The sequence below is a fragment of the Actinoplanes sp. NBC_00393 genome (genome assembly GCF_036053395.1).
In the GTDB taxonomy this organism is placed as follows: Bacteria; Actinomycetota; Actinomycetes; order Mycobacteriales; family Micromonosporaceae; genus Actinoplanes.
The window spans coordinates 9,910,001-9,929,276 of the sequence record NZ_CP107942.1; the positions used below are offsets into that span (position 1 = coordinate 9,910,001).

Annotated in this window: 14 protein-coding genes and 2 rRNA genes (1 of these 16 only partly in view); 8 read left to right on the forward strand and 8 right to left on the reverse strand. The window is 70.7% G+C overall.

Features of this window, described 5'->3' with window-relative positions; translation table 11 throughout:
* Both OHA21_RS46000 and rrf read left to right on the forward strand, forming a co-directional pair.
* A 23S ribosomal RNA gene (locus tag OHA21_RS46000) occupies positions 1–450 on the forward strand (it extends 2,660 nt beyond the left edge of the window).
* A 115-nt stretch (positions 451–565) separates the two neighbouring features.
* Positions 566–682: ribosomal RNA gene (gene rrf / locus OHA21_RS46005) — 5S ribosomal RNA — on the forward strand.
* A gap of 84 nt (positions 683–766) precedes the next feature.
* Here rrf and OHA21_RS46010 read toward each other — a convergent pair.
* Positions 767–1,456, reverse strand: a complete 690-nt coding sequence (locus tag OHA21_RS46010; protein WP_328466341.1) for a hypothetical protein — start codon at positions 1,454–1,456, stop codon at positions 767–769.
* Positions 1,457–1,530: 74 nt separating this feature from the next.
* On the opposite strand from OHA21_RS46010, the gene OHA21_RS46015 reads away from it, so the two are divergent.
* Genes OHA21_RS46015 through OHA21_RS46025 form a run of 3 tightly spaced genes read left to right on the forward strand, consistent with a single transcriptional unit; the run spans position 1,531 to position 5,872 of the window.
* Positions 1,531–4,158: a valine--tRNA ligase gene (locus OHA21_RS46015; protein WP_328466343.1), complete on the forward strand. Its 2,628-nt coding sequence runs from the start codon at positions 1,531–1,533 to the stop codon at positions 4,156–4,158.
* Positions 4,155–5,480, forward strand: a complete 1,326-nt coding sequence (locus OHA21_RS46020) for a bifunctional folylpolyglutamate synthase/dihydrofolate synthase (RefSeq protein ID WP_328466345.1) — start codon at positions 4,155–4,157, stop codon at positions 5,478–5,480. Before OHA21_RS46015 ends, OHA21_RS46020 begins: the two co-directional genes overlap by 4 nt.
* Complete coding sequence (locus tag OHA21_RS46025; RefSeq protein WP_328466347.1) at positions 5,477–5,872, forward strand: DUF4233 domain-containing protein; 396 nt, start codon at positions 5,477–5,479, stop codon at positions 5,870–5,872. Before OHA21_RS46020 ends, OHA21_RS46025 begins: the two co-directional genes overlap by 4 nt.
* A 19-nt stretch (positions 5,873–5,891) precedes the next feature.
* On the opposite strand, the gene OHA21_RS52865 is transcribed toward OHA21_RS46025, so the two are convergent.
* On the reverse strand, positions 5,892–8,024 hold the full coding sequence (locus tag OHA21_RS52865) for a VOC family protein (RefSeq protein ID WP_442875022.1): 2,133 nt from the start codon (positions 8,022–8,024) through the stop codon (positions 5,892–5,894).
* 140 nt (positions 8,025–8,164) lie between these two features.
* Here OHA21_RS52865 and ndk point away from each other — a divergent pair, with 140 nt between their 5' ends.
* Complete coding sequence (ndk, locus tag OHA21_RS46035; RefSeq protein ID WP_328466349.1) at positions 8,165–8,581, forward strand: nucleoside-diphosphate kinase; 417 nt, start codon at positions 8,165–8,167, stop codon at positions 8,579–8,581.
* On the opposite strand, the gene OHA21_RS46040 is transcribed toward ndk, so the two are convergent.
* From OHA21_RS46040 to OHA21_RS46055, 4 genes are read right to left on the reverse strand one after another with little or no spacing between them, the layout of a single operon-like run.
* On the reverse strand, positions 8,578–9,363 hold the full coding sequence (locus tag OHA21_RS46040; protein ID WP_328466351.1) for an ABC transporter permease: 786 nt from the start codon (positions 9,361–9,363) through the stop codon (positions 8,578–8,580). The two genes, ndk and OHA21_RS46040, sit on opposite strands and share 4 nt — an antisense overlap.
* Complete coding sequence (locus OHA21_RS46045) at positions 9,360–10,121, reverse strand: ABC transporter permease (RefSeq protein ID WP_328466353.1); 762 nt, start codon at positions 10,119–10,121, stop codon at positions 9,360–9,362. Before OHA21_RS46045 ends, OHA21_RS46040 begins: the two co-directional genes overlap by 4 nt.
* On the reverse strand, positions 10,118–10,879 hold the full coding sequence (locus tag OHA21_RS46050) for an ABC transporter ATP-binding protein (protein ID WP_328466355.1): 762 nt from the start codon (positions 10,877–10,879) through the stop codon (positions 10,118–10,120). The genes OHA21_RS46045 and OHA21_RS46050 overlap by 4 nt, the downstream gene beginning before the upstream one ends.
* A 28-nt stretch (positions 10,880–10,907) precedes the next feature.
* Entirely contained in the window at positions 10,908–11,915 is a 1,008-nt protein-coding gene (locus OHA21_RS46055; RefSeq protein WP_328466357.1) for a hypothetical protein, read from the reverse strand.
* Between the two features lie 254 nt (positions 11,916–12,169).
* Between OHA21_RS46055 and ileS the strand changes: the two genes are divergently transcribed.
* Entirely contained in the window at positions 12,170–15,334 is a 3,165-nt protein-coding gene (ileS, locus tag OHA21_RS46060; RefSeq protein ID WP_328466359.1) for an isoleucine--tRNA ligase, read from the forward strand.
* 141 nt (positions 15,335–15,475) lie between these two features.
* A complete protein-coding gene (locus OHA21_RS46065) occupies positions 15,476–16,147 on the forward strand; it encodes a lysophospholipid acyltransferase family protein (protein ID WP_328466361.1) in 672 nt (223 codons plus the stop codon).
* A 462-nt stretch (positions 16,148–16,609) separates the two neighbouring features.
* Here OHA21_RS46065 and OHA21_RS46070 read toward each other — a convergent pair whose 3' ends face one another.
* Both OHA21_RS46070 and OHA21_RS46075 read right to left on the reverse strand, forming a co-directional pair.
* Entirely contained in the window at positions 16,610–17,113 is a 504-nt protein-coding gene (locus tag OHA21_RS46070) for a hypothetical protein (RefSeq protein WP_328466363.1), read from the reverse strand.
* A gap of 191 nt (positions 17,114–17,304) precedes the next feature.
* Positions 17,305–19,062: a hypothetical protein gene (locus OHA21_RS46075; protein WP_328466365.1), complete on the reverse strand. Its 1,758-nt coding sequence runs from the start codon at positions 19,060–19,062 to the stop codon at positions 17,305–17,307.
* Between the last annotated feature and the right edge of the window lie 214 nt (positions 19,063–19,276).

Here is a 19,276-nt window from a genome sequence, read left to right on the forward strand (position 1 = left end):
CAGGCTGATCTTCCCCAAGAGTCCATATCGACGGGATGGTTTGGCACCTCGATGTCGGCTCGTCGCATCCTGGGGCTGTAGCAGGTCCCAAGGGTTGGGCTGTTCGCCCATTAAAGCGGTACGCGAGCTGGGTTTAGAACGTCGTGAGACAGTTCGGTCCCTATCCGCCGTGCGCGTTGGATACTTGAGAAGGGCTGTCCCTAGTACGAGAGGACCGGGACGGACGAACCTCTGGTGTGCCAGTTGTTCTGCCAAGGGCACGGCTGGTTGGCTACGTTCGGAAGGGATAACCGCTGAAAGCATCTAAGCGGGAAGCTCGCTTCGAGATGAGGTATCCCACCACCTTGAGTGGGTAAGGCTCCCAGCTAGACGACTGGGTTGATAGGCCGGAAATGTAAGCACGGTAACGTGTTGAGTTGACCGGTACTAATAGGCCGAGGGCTTAACCACCCTAAATTTTCTGCTTGCGTCCACTGTGTGATTCACAGCAAACGAACAACCACCCCGGTAGTTCGGCCTCTAAAGGTCGGCCCGGGTTGCTGGTTTGTTCCACGCTGATGGTTGTTTCGGTGGTCATAGCGGTGGGGAAACGCCCGGTTACATTCCGAACCCGGTAGCTAAGCCCGCCAGCGCCGATGGTACTGCACTCGGGAGGGTGTGGGAGAGTAGGACGCCGCCGGACTCAACGTGACAGAAAGGCCCACCCGGGAACGGGTGGGCCTTTCTTTTTGTTTATGGAACCGCGGCCGGCAGGGCGGCGGGGTGGTTAGTCGCGGGTCTGGGTGGCCTCGCGGATCTCGCGCATCAGCGGGGCGGCGACGGACTCGTCCTGTTCGGGGAACATCGCCAGGGCGAGGCTGCCGTGGTCGGCCCAGCCGCACACTGTCAGGTCGCTGCCTTCGCTGTGGGTGACGCCGCACTTCATGGTGCCGCCGAGCTCGCCGGCGTCGACCTCGTGGAGATCGGTGACCGCGCCTTCCTGGTCGGAGATCAGCTCGAAGGACGTGTCCAGGTCTTTTGCCGGGGACCAGAGCAGCGTCGTGCCGCCGAAGAAGAGGACGTTCTTGCCGTCGGCGGTGCTGTAGACGCCCCCCACGGTCTTGTCCATGCTGACCTCGGCGGACAGGGCGCCCTGCAGGTAGTCCGCGGTGGCGGTGGCGTCCTCGCTGCTGTTCAGCGTGAGAGCGCCGATCGCCGGGGGCGCGGAGAGTGTCGTGTTCCGCTGGGAGTTGACCTTCCACCCCCAGTAGCCGAGGGAGGCTGCGCCGGCGAGGGAGACGGTGAGCAGGGCGCCGAGCACGACCGTACGGACCTTGCGACGGGACTCGGCGTCGCGCGGGTCGGGCTCGTCGTCGCCGGTCAGCGGGAACGGCGTCTCGTTGATCTCGAGCGGGGTCTCGTCCTGCGGAGCGGGGGAGTCGGCGGACGGGGGGATCGGTTGGCCGCGGTCGGACATCAGGCGAGCGTAGCCTCCCCCGACCGAGGAGGTGCGAATACCGGGCGCTCGGCGGGGCTCCGTAGACTTGTCGGGTGACCGATGAAACCCAGACCCGTACCCCCGACAGCCGGCCCACCGGTGGCCTCTCCGCCCAGTACCAGCCGGGCGAGGTAGAGCAGCGGCGGTACGAGCGGTGGGTATCGGAGGGCTACTTCACCGCCGACCCGAAGAGCGACAAGCCGCCGTTCACCATCGTCATCCCGCCGCCGAACGTGACCGGCTCGCTGCACGTCGGCCACGCCCTCGACCACACCATCCAGGACACCCTGGTCCGGTTGAAGCGGATGCAGGGCTTCGAGGTGCTCTGGCTGCCCGGCATGGACCACGCCGGCATCGCCACGCAGAACGTGGTGGAGCGCAAGCTCGCCGAGCAGCAGCTGTCCCGGCACGACCTGGGCCGCGAGAAGTTCGTACAGCGGGTGTGGGAGTGGAAGGCCGAGTCCGGCGGCGCCATCCTCGGGCAGATGAAGCGGCTCGGCGACTCCGTCGACTGGAGCCGTGAGCGCTTCACCATGGACGAGGGGCTGTCGCGGGCCGTCCAGACCATCTTCAAGAAGATGTTCGACGACGACCTGATCTACCGCGCGAACCGGATCATCAACTGGTGCCCGCGCTGCCTCACCGCGCTCAGCGACATCGAGGTGGAGCACAGCGACGACGAGGGTGAACTCGTCTCGATCCGGTACGGCGCGGGCGACAACGCGATCGTCGTGGCAACCACCCGGGCGGAGACGATGCTCGGCGACACCGCGGTGGCGGTGCACCCGGACGACGAGCGGTACAAGCACCTGATCGGCACCGAGGTGGAGCTGCCGCTGACCGGCCGGCGCATCCCGATCGTGGCCGACGAGCACGTCGACCCGTCGTTCGGCACCGGTGCGGTGAAGGTGACCCCGGCCCACGACCCGAACGACTTCGAGATCGGGCAGCGGCACGGGCTGCCGAGCCTCACCATCATGGACGAACGAGCCGTCATCACCGTACCGGGACCGTTTGAAGGCCTGGACCGCTTCGAAGCGCGACCGGCCATCGTGGCGGCCCTGCGGGAGCAGGGTCGGATCGTCGCTGAAAAGCGGCCCTACCTGCACTCGGTGGGCCACTGCTCGCGGTGCAAGACCACCGTGGAGCCGCGGCTGTCGCTGCAGTGGTTCGTGAAGACCGGGCCGCTGGCGAAGGCGGCGGGTGACGCCGTGCGCGACGGCCGGGTGAAGATCGAGCCGGCCGAGCTGTCCAAGCGGTACTTCGCCTGGGTCGACAACATGCACGACTGGTGCATCTCCCGGCAGCTGTGGTGGGGCCACCGGATCCCGGTCTGGTACGGCCCGGCCGGCGAGGTCGTCTGCGTCGGACCGGACGAGCAGCCGCCGTCGGGTGACGGCTGGCGCCAGGACGAGGACGTGCTGGACACCTGGTTCTCCTCGGGTCTGTGGCCGTTCTCCACGCTGGGCTGGCCGGAGCAGACCGCCGAGCTGGAGAAGTTCTACCCGACCAGCGTGCTGGTCACCGGGTACGACATCCTCTTCTTCTGGGTCGCCCGGATGATGATGTTCGGTCTGTACGCGATGGACGGCAAGCAGCCGTTCGACGTGGTGAACCTGCACGGCATGGTGCGCGACCAGTTCGGCAAGAAGATGTCGAAGTCGTTCGGCAACGTCGTCGACCCGCTGGACTGGATCGACCGGTACGGCGCCGACGCCACCCGGTTCACGCTGGCCCGGGGCGCGAACCCCGGCTCGGACGTGCCGGTCAGCGAGGAGTGGTGCCAGGGCTCGCGGAACTTCTGCAACAAGCTCTGGAACGCCACCCGGTTCGCGCTGATGAACGGCGCGACGGTCGACGGTGACCTGCCGGACAGCTCCGAGCTGTCCGCGATCGACAAGTGGATCGTGTCCCGCCTGCAGCACACCATCGGCGAGGTCAACGAGCACTTCGAGCGGTACGAGTACGCGAAGGTCTGCGACGCCCTGTACCACTTCGCGTGGGACGACGTCTGCGACTGGTATCTCGAGCTGAGCAAGCCGGTGCTCGCGGCCGGCAGCACGACGACCCAGCGGGTCCTCGGGCACGTCCTCGACCAGCTGCTGCGCCTGCTGCACCCGGTGATCCCGTTCGTCACCGAGGAGCTGTGGATTGCGCTGACCGGCGGCGAGACCGTGATGCGCGCGTCCTGGCCGACGGTCGACAGGGCGCTGATCGACGACGCCGCCGAGGATGAGCTGGCCGCTCTGCAGAAGGTGGTCACCGAGGTCCGGCGGTTCCGTTCGGACCAGGGCCTCAAGCCGAGCCAGCGGGTCGGTGCGGCGCTCACCGGCCTGGGCAACGTCGGCATCGACACGCATGAGCCGCTGATCCGTTCGCTGGCCCGGCTCGACGCGCCGGCCGCCGGCTTCACGGCCACCGCGACCCTCGCGGTGAGCGGCGGCATCACGGTCGACCTGGACACCCGCGGGGCGATCGACGTCAAGGCCGAGCGGGCCCGGCTGGAGAAGGACCGCGCGGCCGCCGAGAAGGAGGCGACCCAGTGCCGGGCCAAGCTCGGCAACGAGGCGTTCATCGGCAAGGCGCCCGAGCAGGTGGTCGCCAAGATCAAGGACCGCCTGGCGGCGGCCGAGGCGGATCTGGTCCGGATCGCCGCGGCGCTCGAGGCGTTGCCGGCATGAGCGAGTACGCCGAGGTCGAGGCCGCGCTCAACGAGCGCGGCTTCACCCGCATGGTCTTCGACATGCAGAAGATCCGGGACCTGATGGACGTGCTGGGCAGCCCGCAGCGGGCGTACCCGGCCATCCACCTGACCGGGACCAACGGCAAGACCAGCACGGCCCGGATGATTGACGCGCTGCTGCGGGCCCACGGTCTGCACACCGGCCGTTACACCAGCCCGCACCTGGAGACCGTGCGGGAGCGGATCAGCCTGGACGGCGAGTCGATCTCCGAGGACCGGCTCGTCGCCACGTACGACGAGGTCGCGCCGCTCGCCGAGCTGATCGATGCGCGCAACCCCGAGCCGCTGACCTACTTCGACATGACCACGGCGATGGCGTACGCGGCGTTCGCCGACGCCCCGGTCGACATCGCGGTGGTCGAGGTGGGCCTCGGCGGCGAGGAGGACGCCACCAACGTCATCGACGCCGGGGTCTGTGTGCTGATGCCGATCGGGCTGGACCACACCGAGTGGCTGGGCGACACGATCGAGGACATCGCCTGGCACAAGGTGGGCATCATCCACAAGGACGCCACGGTGATCACCGCGCTGCAGAGCGAGGAGGCCATGCGGCCCATCCTGGAGCGCTGCGCGGACATGGGCGCCACGCTGGCCCGGGAGGGCAGCGAGTTCGGCGTGGTCGAACGGGCCCAGGCGGTCGGCGGCCAGGTGCTCACCCTGCAGGGGCTCGGCGGTGTCTACGACGAGATCTTCCTGCCGCTCTTCGGGGCGCACCAGGCGCAGAACGCGGCGATCGCGCTTGCGGCGGTCGAGGCGTTCCTCGGCGCCGGCCCGGGCAAACAGCTCGAACTGGAGCTGGTCCGGGAAGGTTTCGCCCAGGTCGACTCGCCGGGCCGGCTGGAGCGGGTCCGCAGCGCACCGACCATCCTGCTGGACGGCGCGCACAACCCGCACGGCATGGCCGCCACGGTCACCGCGCTGGAGGAGGAGTTCACCTTCCGGCATCTGGTGGCGGTGCTGGCGGTCCTCGGCGACAAGGACGTCACCGGCCTGCTCGACCTGCTCGAACCGGCGGTCGCCCGGATCGTGGTGACGCAGAACAGCTCACCGCGTTCGATGCCGGTCGAGGAGCTCGCTCAGTTGGCGATCGCGGTCTTCGGCGAGGACCGGGTCCAGATCGCGCAGAACATGCCGGACGCCATCGAGGAGGCCGTGGTGCTGGCCGAGGAGGACGCGTCCGGCGAGATGAGCGGGGTCGGTGTGCTGATCACCGGTTCGGTCGTCACCGTCGCCGACGCCCGGAAGCTGCTGAAACGATGACCGAGCCGGAGAAGGCCGCGATGCCGGCCGAGGGCGGGCAGCCGGGCGCGGCTCGCCCTTCCGGGCTGCGCAACCCCGAAGCGGCGGTACGCGGACTCGGCGCCGGAACCCTGGTGCTGGAGGCGATCGTGCTGCTCCTGGCGATCGTGCCGATCCAGAAACTCAGCGGGGACATCCCCGGCTGGGGGATCGCCGCGGTGGTCGCCCTGGCGGTGGTGGCCGTCGTGCTGGCCGGCTGCATGCGCCGGCCCTGGGCGTGGCCGGCGGGCGCCATCCTGCAGGTGCTCCTGCTCGCCTGCGGGCTGGTGCACTGGTCGCTCGCCGTACTGGGGCTGATCTTCGGTGCGGTCTGGGCCTACAACTACAACGTGCGGCGGACGATCCTCGGCTGAGGACCGTCCGCTCCGCCGGTCAGCGGATGGCACGCCACTGGGTGATCGCGATGTTGTGGTTGTCCGGGTCGCGGAACGTCGCGGACCAGAGCTCCAGCTTGTCGCCGCGGTTCACCGGGCGGGGCGAGTGCACGAACTTCACACCCTTCTCCCGCAGCTCCTCGTAGACCGAGTCCACGTCACCGACCTCCAGGTTGAGGTGGATCAGCCGGCCGGCGTCGGCGGCCAGGTTGTGCACGGTCCGGAGCACCAGACGGGTGTCACCGGAGGCGAGCACGGCGCTGCTCTCGCCGCTGTCGATCTCGAAGAAGCCGAGGATGTCCCGGTAGAAGGCGATCGACCGGGGCAGGTCGGTCACCAGCACGGTGATGCCGACGCCGTGGATCGCGCCGGCCGGGCCGGGGCGGGCGCTCGGGTACGCCGTGATGACTTCGGCGGCGTGTTCGTCGGGCTCGGCTGCGCCGCCGAAGTCGCCCCAAGGGCTGCTGGGAGCCCGCTCAGGACGGTCCTCAGCGGCGTCGCCCGGGACGGTGTCGGCCGGGATGGTGTCGGCCGGGGGCGCGATGATGCCGTCTGCGAGGGCACTGGACGCGGCGGGAGTGGTCTCCGGCGCGGGCTCCGGGTCGGCGTCCAGCGGGATGTCGATGTCGTCGGTGGGCGGTGCGGCCGGGGAGGGCGTCGACGGTGGTGGCGCGCTGGGGAAGGGACGATCGGGAGCCGGTGCGGTGGGTGGCGCCGAGACCGGGGACGGCACGGCGGCCTCCGCGGTGCGGATCGGCTCCGGCGCCGGGCGGGCGGACGTCGGGGTGGGTTCCGCGTGGCCGGGATCGTCGGTGTCCGGCGTGGGTGCCTGCCGGGGGAGCTGATCGGTGACGTCGTTGGGCTGGGCGAAGAAGCGGGTCCGGCCGGACGAGGTGGACGGCGGGACCGGCTCGGCGTCTTCGCTGGTGGGGGCACTGCCGGCGGGCCAGGCGATGGTGTCGGGCTCGGTCGCGGCCGGGTCCTGGCGCGACGGGGGACCGGTGGGCGCCCAGGCGGTGGTGGCGTCGTCCGGTGGGGACGGCTCGTCGAGGGGCAGGTCGACCGGTGGGTCGTCGGCCGGAGTGCGCTGGGACGGGGTTCGGGCGGGTGCTTCGGGCGTACCGGAAGCGGGTTGTCTCTCGGCTGTCACCGTGCCTGCGGTGCCGCGCGGTTTGGGGCTCGGGCGCGTGCCGGGCGGGCGGCTGGTGGATGTGCGTGCGGTAGGTGTGCTGGGGCCTGGCATGAAGCCCGGGGTGAAGCCGCCGGGATCATCCGGATCGGTGGTGGCCTCCGCGTCCGGCGCGGAAGCGTGGGCCGCGCTGAAGTCGGACGAGCCCGCATCGGGCGCGCTCTCATCACGGGGGGAAGAACGGCCGAAACGGCTCGCCCCCTTGGCGCGGCGGGGAAGCGGCGGCGGCTCCTCGTCGGCGTCGACCAGCTGGCCCTCGACGATCGTGCCGGTGGGGGTGTGGCGGACCACGACGGGCGTGGTCGTCTGGGTGTCGCTGTAGGCGGCCGTGCGGTACTCCGGCTGCGGCGGAGGCGGCGGCTCGTCGGCGTCGACCGCCCAGTCGCGATCGTCCCGGTTCGCCCAGGGCGGTGGCGGCTCGTCGGTGCCGAGCACGTCGTCGTCGATCTCGTCGTCCGGCGCGTACTCGGTGGCGGCGGCCGGCGGTGGCGGGTCGCCGTCCTCGCGGGCCGGAGCGTCGTTCCAGTTGACCCGGACCCGGCGGGTGTCGTCGACGTCCACGGTGATCGGCAACGTGGTGCCGAGCGCCGGCCACTTCGCCACCGGGATGCGGGACTCGCGGATCACCGTCTCGAAGGTGCCCAGACCCGGCGCCACCACGATGGCGTCGATGTCGGCCCGGCCGTACGCCGACGAGACCGGGGCCGGCGGTATCGCCCGGACCTCCGCACTGCCGGCCACGGTGGCCCGCCCGCCGCGCCGGTTGGACACGTTGACCAGGGCCAGCACGATGGCGAGTGCCAGGACGGCGACGCCGAAGAACGCGACGGCCATGCTCGACATGCCGAGCCCGAAAACGATCACGAAGACCGCGAGCGTGCCCATGACCGCCGCCACCAGCTTGCGGGCGGGAGCGATGGGCCGGCCGGTCTGGTTCGCCACTGTGGACCTCCACGGTTGTTCCCCGTCAGGTTATGGCCCGCCGGTGGCTTGGCGAAAGTACGCCGGTCCGGGCATCCCCGCTCGGCCCGATCGTGGTACCGATAGGCTGAACTCCCGCTCGTCTTTTACGGAGGAACCGCGTGTCCAGCACCACCGAGCGTTCACTCGTGCTCATCAAGCCCGACGCGGTCCGTCGCGGCCTGCTCGGCGAGATCCTTTCTCGCTTCGAGCGTAAGGGCCTGGTCATCGAAGCGCTGGAGTTGCGCACGATGGACGCCTCGCTGGCCGACGCGCACTACGCCGAGCACGTCGACAAAGCTTTTTACCCACCGCTCAAGACTTTTATGACCAGCGGCCCGCTGGCTGCCCTGGTGCTCTCCGGCGACTCGGTGATCGAGGTGGTGCGCGGCATGATCGGCGCCACCGACGGCCGCAAGGCGGCGGCCGGCACCATCCGGGGTGACCTGGCGCTCTCCAACCGGGAGAACCTCGTGCACGCCTCCGACTCGCCGGAGAGCGCCGAGCGTGAGCTGGCCCTCTGGTTCCCGAAGCTCTAGAGCGTCTCCAGGCTCGCTCGCCGGCGTGACTCCGCCTCGAAGATCTTGAGGAGGACCGCGGCGAGCAGCGCGTAACCGGCGCCGACCAGCAACTCGGCGAGCAGCGCGGGCGCGGCCGCACCCAGGCCGCGCCCGGCGGCGAGCAGCCGGGCTGCCTCGGCCGCGTGGGTGATCGGCAGGACGTGCCCGACACCGGCCATCCACTCCGGCAGGCTTCCGCGTGGCACGTTGACGCCGGTGAGCAGCAGCAGGACGGCCACCGCGACGTTCGAGACGACGAAGACGTCCCGGAATCGCAGGCCCAGCGCGCCGAGCGTGAGCCCGAAGAACCCGCAGGCCAGCGACCCGGCCGCCAGAGCGAGCGCGAGACCGGGCAGCGCGGCGGGCGGAATCCGCAGGCCGAGCAGGAGAGTGCCGGTGGTCAGCGTGAAGGCTGCGATCAGCAGGCCGTTCCCGGCGTACGGGAGAACGCGCCCCCAGAAGATCGCGGTGCGACTTCGCGGTGACAGCAGCACCGGCCCGAGAGTCCCGTAGCGGCGCTCGTTGGCGACCGCCATCGTCCCGCCGAAGACGCACGCCGACGAGGCCGCCAGCACGGCGTTGCCGACGATGAAGAACCCGTCGTCGGCGACCTGCAGCTGCCGGCCCAGGTACGCGAAGAAGAGCAGCTGGAACGTCGGCCCGGCGAGCAGCGTGCCGGTGTACATCGCGGGCGAGGTCCAGTTGAACAGGGCGCGGTACGCGAGCACGCCCCCGGTCGTGATCAGTCGCAGTGTTCTCATGACAGCGCCAGGGTTCCGGCCGCACGGGCGCGGCGTTCGAACGAGGCGAGGCAGTACGCGCCGAGCAGCAGGCAGGCCGCGCTGATCGCCAGGCAGATCGCGATCGACGGCCAGACCGGTCCGCCGACGGTGGCTTCCCGCACGGCGCGGGCGCCCCAGGTGGTGGGCAGCACGGCCGCGATCGGCGCGGTCCAGGGCGGCAGCACGCTGATCGGCACCAGCATCCCGGAGAGCAGCCAGATCGGGTAGTCGAGCGGGTTGGCGAGCGCGTTCGCGTTGCGCAGCAGCACGAACGTGGAGGCGAGCAGCAGGCCGAACATGCCCAGGCCGAACACGCAGGCGACGGTGGCCGCGAGGAAGGCGAGCGGGCGGGCGAGGTCGAGCGGGATGCCGTACAGCAGGCGGCCCCAGAGCAGGGTGGCGAGCAGGGCGTAGGTGCCGGTGATCGCGGTGGCGGTGGTGATCGGCAGGATCACCGCGACCGGCCGCCGGGGCGTCATCATGATCATTTCCAGGGTGCCGAGCCAGCGCTGGTTCTGGATCGCCCCGCCGGATCCGGAGATCACCGAGGCCCAGACGCCCATCAGCCCCGCGCCGACCGCGGCCTCGAGCAGACGGTGCGGCTGGTCGCCGGCCCGGAACAGGTACACCGCCATGGTGGCCTGGACGACCGGGATGAGCAGGGCCAGCGCGATCTCGAACGGGGACCGGCTCAGGTGTTTGACGTGCATCACCATGCCGAGCAGCAGGGTTCTCATGCGGCGGCGCTCACGATCGCCACGTACGCGTCCTCCAAAGTCGCCTCCCGGCCGGCCCGGCCGCGCAGCTCGGCCGGCGTGCCCAATGCCTGGATCCGGCCGTCGGCGATCACCGCGATCCGGTCGCAGAGCTCGTCGGCCTCGGCCATGTAGTGCGTGGTCAGCAGCACCGTGGTGCCGTTGGCGGCCAGATCCGCGACGGTGCGGCGCAGCTCCCGGGCGGCGACCGCGTCCACCCCGATCGACGGCTCGTCGAGGAAGAGCACGTCCGGGTCGTGCAGCAGGCCGCGGGCGATGTGCAGCCGCTGGCGCATGCCCCGGGAGTAGCCCTCGACCCGCTCCCGTTCCCGGCCGGTCAGCCCGACCAGCTCCAGCAGCTCGGCGATGGTCTCCTTCTGCCGGCGTGGCGGGACACCGTAGAGCTCGGCGAAGTAGCGCAGGTTGTCCAGCGCGGAGAGCCGGTCGTAGAGGCCACGGTCGCCGCCGAAGACGTACCCGATCCGGCGCCGCACCTCCCTGGTCCGGCTGACCACGTCGTAGCCGCAGATCCGGGCCGTGCCCGCGGTCGGGATGAGCAGCGTGTTGAGCATCTTGATGGTCGTGGTCTTGCCGGCGCCGTTCGGCCCGAGCAGGCCGAAGAGCTCGCCGCGGCGAACCGTCAGGTCGATGCCGCGGACCGCTTCGACGACCGGGCCGCGACGCCGGCGATAGGTGCGGCGCAGGCCCTCCGCCTCGATGGCGTACTGACTTCTTCCCATGGCCGCGACGCTAGGGCGGCCCGGTGGGTCAGGAAACGGATTCGGTTTCCGCCGAATCTTCGCCGATCAGGCTGACCAGCGCGAGGCCGGCCGGCTCCAGGCCGTACAGGACCCGGCGCCCGGCCCGGCGCCGGTGCACCACGCCGGCCGCCTGCAGACCGGCGAGATGCTCGGACACGGTGCTCGGGGCCAGGCCGAGCGCGACCGCCAGCGCCGTGGTGGTGGACGGGACGGTCAGGGCGCGCAACACCGTGGCCCGGCCCCGGCCGATCAGGATCCCGAGCCGGTCGAACTGCTCCGGAAGCGGTGGCGCCGGGGAGTCGGCCAGCACCGCGGCGCCGCGGGACTGGTAGGTCACCATCATCACCTCGGGGTGATCGGTGGAACAGCTCAGCGCGCCGCGCGAGAAGATCAGCGGCACCAGCAGCAGGCGCTTGTTCATCGCCTGGTAGCTCTGCTCGTACGGCTTGATCAGGGTGAGCACCGGTGGCTCCCAGCGGATCCGGTCGTGCAGCCGGGCGAGCAGCGCGTCCGGGCCGTCGGCGGCCAGCGCGCGGGCCCGCAGCAGCACCTCCTCGTCCAGGGCGGCGCGCATGGCCGGCCAGTATGGCGCCATCGCGGTGTCCCAGAAGGCGCCCAGGTCGGCGGCCAGCCGGTCCAGAGCCGCCCGGCGGTCGTCGCGGAACGGCAGCAGTTCCGGCGGCACCCGGTCCGGCGGGTAGTGCATGGCCAGCTGCTCCTCGATCAGCTCGGCCGGGGTGGCCCGGATCTGCTCGAGCTGTTCGGTGATCGTCGGCGCCGGGCTTTCCGGGATCGGATCGAGGAAGTCCGGGTAGGCGCCCTGCAGCCGCTCCATGTAGAGCGGGAGCGGAACACTCCGCAGGGCCTCCCGGGCCCGCACCGCCCACGACTGGTATGGCCAGGGCACCTCGGGATTGCGGCGCAGCAGATAGAGACCGCAGATCAGCTCGCCGAGCGGACTGATCGCGATCCGGGTCCGGGACAGCGTCGGCTCATCGATCTCGATCCGGATCACGAGGTGGAGTCTAGTGAGGGAAGCAAAGTGTGCCCGGTATCGTTGTGCACACGCAGGCGACGAACCGGCCATCACCGGGGAGCCTCCGGAAGAACGGGGTCAGCTCAGCACCCCTGGTAGAACCGGGCGTTTCGGCACGCGCAGCAGCCGGCGAATGAGCGGGCGGGGTCACCCCGTCAAGCGAGGTGGTACCGCGGGCTTGCAGAAGCTCGTCCTCGCAGTCACGAACAGACGTGGACTGCTTGAGGAGAACCATGGCCTATCCGAAGCACAGTGACGCCACCGGCGTACCGGCCTCGCCGGACCTGCCGGCGGTCGAGCGCGCGGTGCTCGAGCACTGGGCGGCCGACAAGACCTTCGAGGCGTCCGTCGCGCAGCGGCCGGCCGGGGAGAACGGCTCGAACGAGTACGTCTTCTACGACGGCCCGCCGTTCGCCAACGGCCTGCCGCACTACGGTCACCTGTTCACCGGGTACGTGAAGGACCTGGTTCCGCGCTACCAGACGATGCGCGGCCGGCGGGTGGAGCGGCGGTTCGGCTGGGACACGCACGGCCTGCCGGCCGAGGTGGAGGCCGAGAAGCAGCTCGGCATCACCACGAAGGCGCAGATCGTCGAGCTGGGCATCGACAAGTTCAACGAGGCCTGCCGTACGTCGGTGCTCGCCTACACCAAGGACTGGGAGCGGTACGTCACGCGCCAGGCCCGCTGGGTGGACTTCGAGGACGACTACAAGACCCTCGACCCGGCGTACATGGAGTCGGTCATGTGGGCGTTCAAGACGCTGCATGACAAAGGCCTGGTCTACGAGGGTTTCCGGGTCCTCGCCTACTGCTTCCGGTGCGAGACGCCGCTGTCCAACACCGAGACCCGGATGGACGACGTCTACCGGGACCGCACGGATCCGGCGCTGACGGTTCGCTTCCGCCTCTCCACCGGGGAGGACATCGCGGTGTGGACGACCACGCCGTGGACTCTGCCGTCCAACCTCGCGCTGGCGGTGGGCCCGGACATCGAGTACGCGATTTTGACCGATGAATCCGGCCAGAAGCTGATCATCGGCGCCGGCCGGGTGGGTGCCTACGCCAAAGAGCTTGAGGGGTACGAGCAGACCGGCTCGATCCTCGGCCGCGACCTCGTCGGGCGCCGCTACACCCCGCTGTTCGACTTCCTGGTGGAGCCCGGCGGTGAGAACGCCTTCCAGGTGCTCGGCGCCGACTTCGTGACCACCGAGGACGGTACGGGCGTCGTGCACATGGCCCCCGCCTTCGGTGAGGACGACCAGAACGCCTGCAACGCCGCCGGCATCCCGACCGTGGTGACCGTCGACGAGCACACCCGGTTCACCTCGCTGGTCCCCGACTTCCAGGGCCTGCAGGTCTTCGACGCCAACAAGCCGGTGATCGCGGTCCTGAAGGAGCGCGGCGTCGTGCTGCGCCACGACGGGTACACGCACTCGTACCCGCACTGCTGGCGCTGTGACACCCCGCTGGTCTACAAGGCGGTGTCCTCCTGGTTCGTCGCGGTGACGAAGTTCCGCGACCGGATGGTCGAGCTCAACCAGCAGATCAGCTGGACGCCGTCGCACATCAAGGACGGTTCGTTCGGCAAGTGGCTGTCGAACGCCCGGGACTGGTCGATCTCCCGGAACCGGTTCTGGGGTTCGCCGATCCCGGTCTGGAAGTCCGACGACCCTTCCTATCCTCGCGTCGATGTCTACGGCTCCTACGAGGAGATCGAGCGCGACTTCGGCGTGCGCGTGACGGACCTGCACCGGCCGTACGTCGACGAGCTGACCCGGCCGAACCCGGACGACCCGACCGGGCAGTCCACCATGCGGCGGGTGCCGGAGGTGCTGGACTGCTGGTTCGAGTCCGGCTCGATGCCGTTCGCCCAGGTGCACTACCCGTTCGAGAACAAGGACTGGTTCGAGCACCACTACCCGGGCGACTTCATCGTCGAGTACATCGGGCAGACCCGCGGCTGGTTCTACACCATGCACGTGCTGGCCACCGCGCTCTTCGACCGGCCCGCGTTCCGCAACTGCCTGAGTCACGGCATCCTGCAGGGCGAGGACGGCCGCAAGATGTCCAAGTCGCTGCGCAACTATCCGGACGTCTACCAGGTGTTCGACACGTACGGCTCGGACGCGATGCGCTGGATGCTGATGTCCTCGCCGGTGCTGCGCGGCGGCGACATGCCGGTCACCGAGGTCGCCATCCGCGACTCGGTCCGTCAGGTCCTGCTCCCGCTCTGGAACGTCTGGTACTTCTTCAGCCTCTATGCGAACGCATCGGGGTACGAGGCCAGGCTGCGCGCCGATTCGCAGCATCTGCTCGACCGTTACATCCTTGCCAAGACCGGCGAGCTGGTCAGCGACGTGCAGCGCCAGATGGACGAGTACGACATCTCCGGCGCCGCCGGCAGCATCCGTGCCTACCTGGACGCGCTGACCAACTGGTACGTCCGCCGCTCCCGGGACCGTTTCTGGGCCGGCGACGAGGACGCCTTCGACACCCTGGCCACCGTGCTCGAGACGGTCACCCGGGTGGTGGCGCCGCTCGCGCCGCTGACCACCGAGGAGATCTGGCGCGGCCTGACCGGCGGCCGTTCGGTGCACCTGACCGACTGGCCCTCGGCGGATGCGTTCCCGGCCGACCACGAGCTCGTGGCGTCGATGGACGCGATCCGGGACGTGGCTTCGGCGGCGCTGTCGCTGCGCAAGGCGAAGGGCCTGCGGGTCCGGCTGCCGCTCGCGTCGGCGACTGTCGCCACCCCGTCCGGCGCGGCCCTGGCCGGGCTCGGTGACCTGCTCAAGGACGAGATCAACGTCAAGGACGTGGTCTTCACCGACGACGTGGCCGCGTACTGCCAGCAGGTCCTCACCGTGGTCCCGCGCGCGCTCGGCCCCCGGGTCGGCAAGCAGGTGCAGCAGGTGATCAAGGCGGTCAAGAGCGGCGAGTGGCAGCTCGTCGACGGCGCTCCGGTGGCGGCCGGGGTCACCCTGGCCGACGGCGAGTACGAGCTGAAGCTGGTCGCCGCGGACGTGGAGAACTCCGCGCCGCTGCCGGCCGGCGGGGGCGTAGTGGTGCTCGACAGCGCGGTCACCCCGGAACTTGCCGCCGAAGGCGTGGCCCGCGACGTGATCCGCGTCGTCCAGCAGGCCCGCCGCGACGCGGACCTGGACGTCAGCGACCGGATCGCGCTGGTCCTGTCCGCCTCGGACGCGGTGCGTGCGGCGGTCGAGGCGCACCAGGAGTTCGTCGCTGGTGAGACGCTTGCCACCTCGGTGGAGTTCGCCACACTCGACGCCGGTTCCGCCGGTGAGGTCGGCGCCGGTTTCGCCGGCGAGATCGGCGCCGGTTTCGCCGGCGAGGTCGGGGACGGCGAGCGTGTGTCGGTGACCGTCACCACAGTGTGATTCAGCCGAATGGCCCGGATGTTCGCCTGGTGCGGGCGAATGTCCGGGCTCCGGCGCAAGATCATTAGGTACTTCGGCCTTGTCGTCCGATAACCTCACAGCGCCCCTTAACTACTAGGCACCCAGGTCCCGGAGGACGAGTTGCCGCTGCTCTACTCGATCGGCAAGGTCACCGTCGGCACGGCGTTGATGACTGGCTGGCGGCCGCACGTCGAAGGCATCGAGAACATCCCGCGTACCGGCGGTGCGATCTTCGCCGGCAACCACCTCTCGGTCGCCGACGAACTCTTCCTCGGCGCGGTCGTCCCACGACACCTGGCGTTCTGGGCAAAGTCGGACTACTTCACCGGCAAGGGCGTGAAGGGCTTCCTCAACCGCAAGCTGATGGAGGGCCTCGGCGCGATCCGCGTCGAGCGGGCCGGCGGGCGCGCCGCGCTCACCGCCTTCGACGCGGCCATCCCGGCGCTGCAGGGCGGTGACCTGGTCGCCGTCTACCCCGAGGGCACCCGCTCCCCGGACGGCAAGCTCTACCGCGGCCGCACCGGCGTCGCCCGGCTGGCCGTCGCCGCCGGCGTCCCGATCATCCCGGTCGGCATGCTCGGCACCGAGAAGGTGCAGCCCATCGGCCGCCTTTACCCCAAGCTGATGCGCGACACGATCACGATCAAATTCGGTCGCCCGATCGAGACGACCGGCCGCTCCGACGACCGGACGGCGCTGCGCGAACTCACCGACCAGGTGATGGCCGAGATCCAGAAACTGACCGGCCAGGAGTACGTGCCGCGCTACGCCCCGGCCAAGCGCGAGGAGTAGCGCTCCCATCCGTGGTCGCGCTTCGCAGGCCGGTCACGCATCTTTTCCGGTACGGGCATCGCAGTCCCGCCGATTCTGCCCGTCCCTCGGCTACCGCGCGGCCTGGGCGCCACTCCGGGCCCCAGCGCGGCCGCCGGGCTTAAGCAGGTGGCCTGGCCGGCCGACCGCGCCCTCACTCGGCCGCGCGGCCCGGGCACCCCCAACGCGGCTGCCGAGTCCGTGCAGGCGGCGTGGCGTGGTCACCCGGCCGCACTCTCGCACGACTACCGTCCGCCACTCAGGACCGAAGCGCCGAACCCCCCTGCGGGGCCGCGTGGGCGCAGCGTCGCATGAGGCGGATCCGCGCGAGCTGGTGAGGTCGGGGCGAGCCCGCCTCAGTGCGGCTGCTCCGACAATCACCAACGCCGAGTGCTCACCTGCCTCAGTTAACTCGGCTGCGCGACGGCCGTGGGCGCCCAGCCGTCATCCAGGCATGGAATGCCGCCGATACCCGCCTACATGGCGGCTGGCCGTCGCGAGCCGCCGTTCACGCAGGTAATCCGGGTTCTGAAGCGCGTCTGCGTGGCGGCTGGCCGTCGCGAGCCGTCGTTCACGCAGGTAATCCGGGGCCTGAAGCGCGCCTGTACGGCGGCTGGCCGTCGCGAGCCGTCGTTCACGCAGGTAATCCGAGGTCTGAAGCGCGCCTGTACGGCGGCTGGCCGTCGCGAGCCGTCGTTCACGCAGGTAATCCGAGGTCTGAAACGCGCCTGTACGGCGGCTGGCCGTCGCGAGCCGCCGCTCACGCAGGTAATCCGAGGTCTGAAGCCCGTCTGCACGGCGGCTGGCCGTCGCGAGCCGCCGCTCACGCAGGTAATCCGAGGTCTGAAGCGCGCCTGTACGGCGGCTGGCCGTCGCGAGCCGCCACTCACGCAGGTATCCGGGGTCTGAAGCCCGTCTGTACGGCGGCTGGCCGTCGCGAGCCGCCACTCACGCAGGTAACCCGAGGGGTTGTTGGGTGCGTGGGCGACGGCTGGGTGGGGCGGGCCGTCGGGCAGGCATGGAATGGTGCGGTTGTTGGATGCGTGGAGGACGGCTGGGTGGGTTCGGCCGTCGTTTGCGCGGGTTGAGCGGGTGGGCGGGCGTGCCAGGGCGGTGCGTGGGTGGCGCGGGCGGGTTGTTCAGCCCCAGTACTTCGGGGTCAGGACGACGGAGCGCAGGCCGGCGACCAGTTCGGCGCTCTCGTCGAGAGAGCGGCGGGTGAGCAGGGCGGTGGCCAGGCTGCCGTGGTCGGCCCAGGCGCAGGCCACCACTGAATTGCCGTCGAGGCGGCCGATGCCGCAGCGCTGGTGGACGCCGTACTCGCCGACTTCGAACGACTCGACGTTCTTCAGTTTCAGCTCGTCGGTGAGGCGCGCCAGCTGGGCGTCCACGTCGGAGCCCGGGGTGAGTCGCCAGCCGGTGACGCCGAAGAGCGTGACCCGCTTGCCTCGGCCGTCGGCGTAGGTGCCGGCGAACGCCTCACCCGACGAGCCGGCCTCCTGCAACTGCGTGGCGAGCCGTTCGGCTGCCCGCTGTGCGGCCGCGGTGTCGCGCAGGTCGAGGTCGGCGAAGCTGTCCGGCAGCACCGCGGAGACCGGGAACTGGCGGGCGGCCGGGAACTGCCAGTAGGCGAGCGGGCCGCCGCAGCACAGCACCAGGCCCAGCACGGTCAGCAGGGTCATCCGCCGCAGCCAGCGACGAAGCCGCCGAGGGCGCCGGGGCGGGGTCGGGCGCGCGGCCCAGGGTGGCGGCGCCGGAGGTCCGGGGGGTGTGGCGGGTCGCGTAGGAGCGGGTCGTGGCTGGACCGGGATCCGGGACCGCGGCTGCTGCGGCGGCCCGCCGGCGGTCTTCGGGCGCCGCCGCCAGAGACGCTGCTTCGCCGGGCGCATCGGAGGCAGCCCGGTGCCGCCGGCCGGCGGGGGATAGGTCCCCGGCCCGGGAATCCCGGTAGGCGCGGGCTTGCCCATCCGGCCCGGTGCAGCCGTACCAGGCCTGGCCGTCCCGCCCGGTGTGGCGGTACCGGCCCCGCCCGGTGTGGCCGCACTGGCCCAGCCCGGCTTGGCCGTGCCCGGCTTGGCCGTGCCCGGCCTGGCCGTCCCGCCTGGTGCGGCCGTGCCGGTCCTGCCCGAGCCGGCGGCTTCCGTGGTGCCTGCCTGCCGCGCGGAGTCCCCGTCCCGCGATGGGTCGGCCGGGGTGGTGCCCGCCTGACTGAGTTTGGCGGCCTGACCGGCGATCGCGGCCTGGCCGGCTTTGGCGACCTGGCCGGCCTTCGCCGCCTGGTCCGAGACCACCGCAGCCGCCGCGGCGGCAGCCGCTTTCGCCGCTTCCAGGGCCTTGGCCCCGGCCGACATCGCGTCGGACATCGCCTTCTCGACCGCGTCCGCCGCCTTGGCCGCGGCCGGCGAGGCGGCATGAGCGTGCGCCGCGGCCGCCGGGTCCAGCCGCGTAGGCGGAACAGCGCTGTCCGGGCCGTCGATCCGCGTGGGTGGATTTGCGCCCTCGACGCGGGCGGGCGGAGGCGCGCCGTCAAAGCGGGTGGGTGGGGCGGCGCTGTCGACGTGGGTTGGGGGCGAGCTTGCCGGGGCGTCCAGGTGGGTGGGTGGGTAGGTGGTGTGCGTCGCGTACGTCTCTGGCCAGATCGGGGTGTCCTGGTCGGCCCACGGGTCGACGGCCGGCATGGTTGCCCAGTTGTCCGGCTCCGCGGCGGCCTCCGTACCGTTCACGCGGTCCCAGAGGCGGGCCCAGCGTGAGCGGCGGGGCGCGGTCTCGGGCACGGGCGCGGCGCCGCTCCAGCGGGGCGGGATGTCCAGGGTTGCCGGATCACCGGAATCCGCGTTCCCGGGCGCTTCGGGTATTCCGGCGGCCGGGGTCGAGTCCACCGGCGGCTGGTCGGCCATTGTTTCTCTTCTCCTCCCGCACGCCTGGGCTCGAACGTCTTCTCCCAGGTTAGGGGCCGCGCGCCAGGGGGACGCCGAAGCCGGAACCGGACTCCCGGCGCGAATGCCGGACAACGAGGGCGATGTGCGAAACGCTCCGGAGTCGTATGGTTACCCGGACCTGGCATCCGCTCGGCCCACGCGGCCGGGAAGTGCCGGGAGTCACCCCCGGAGA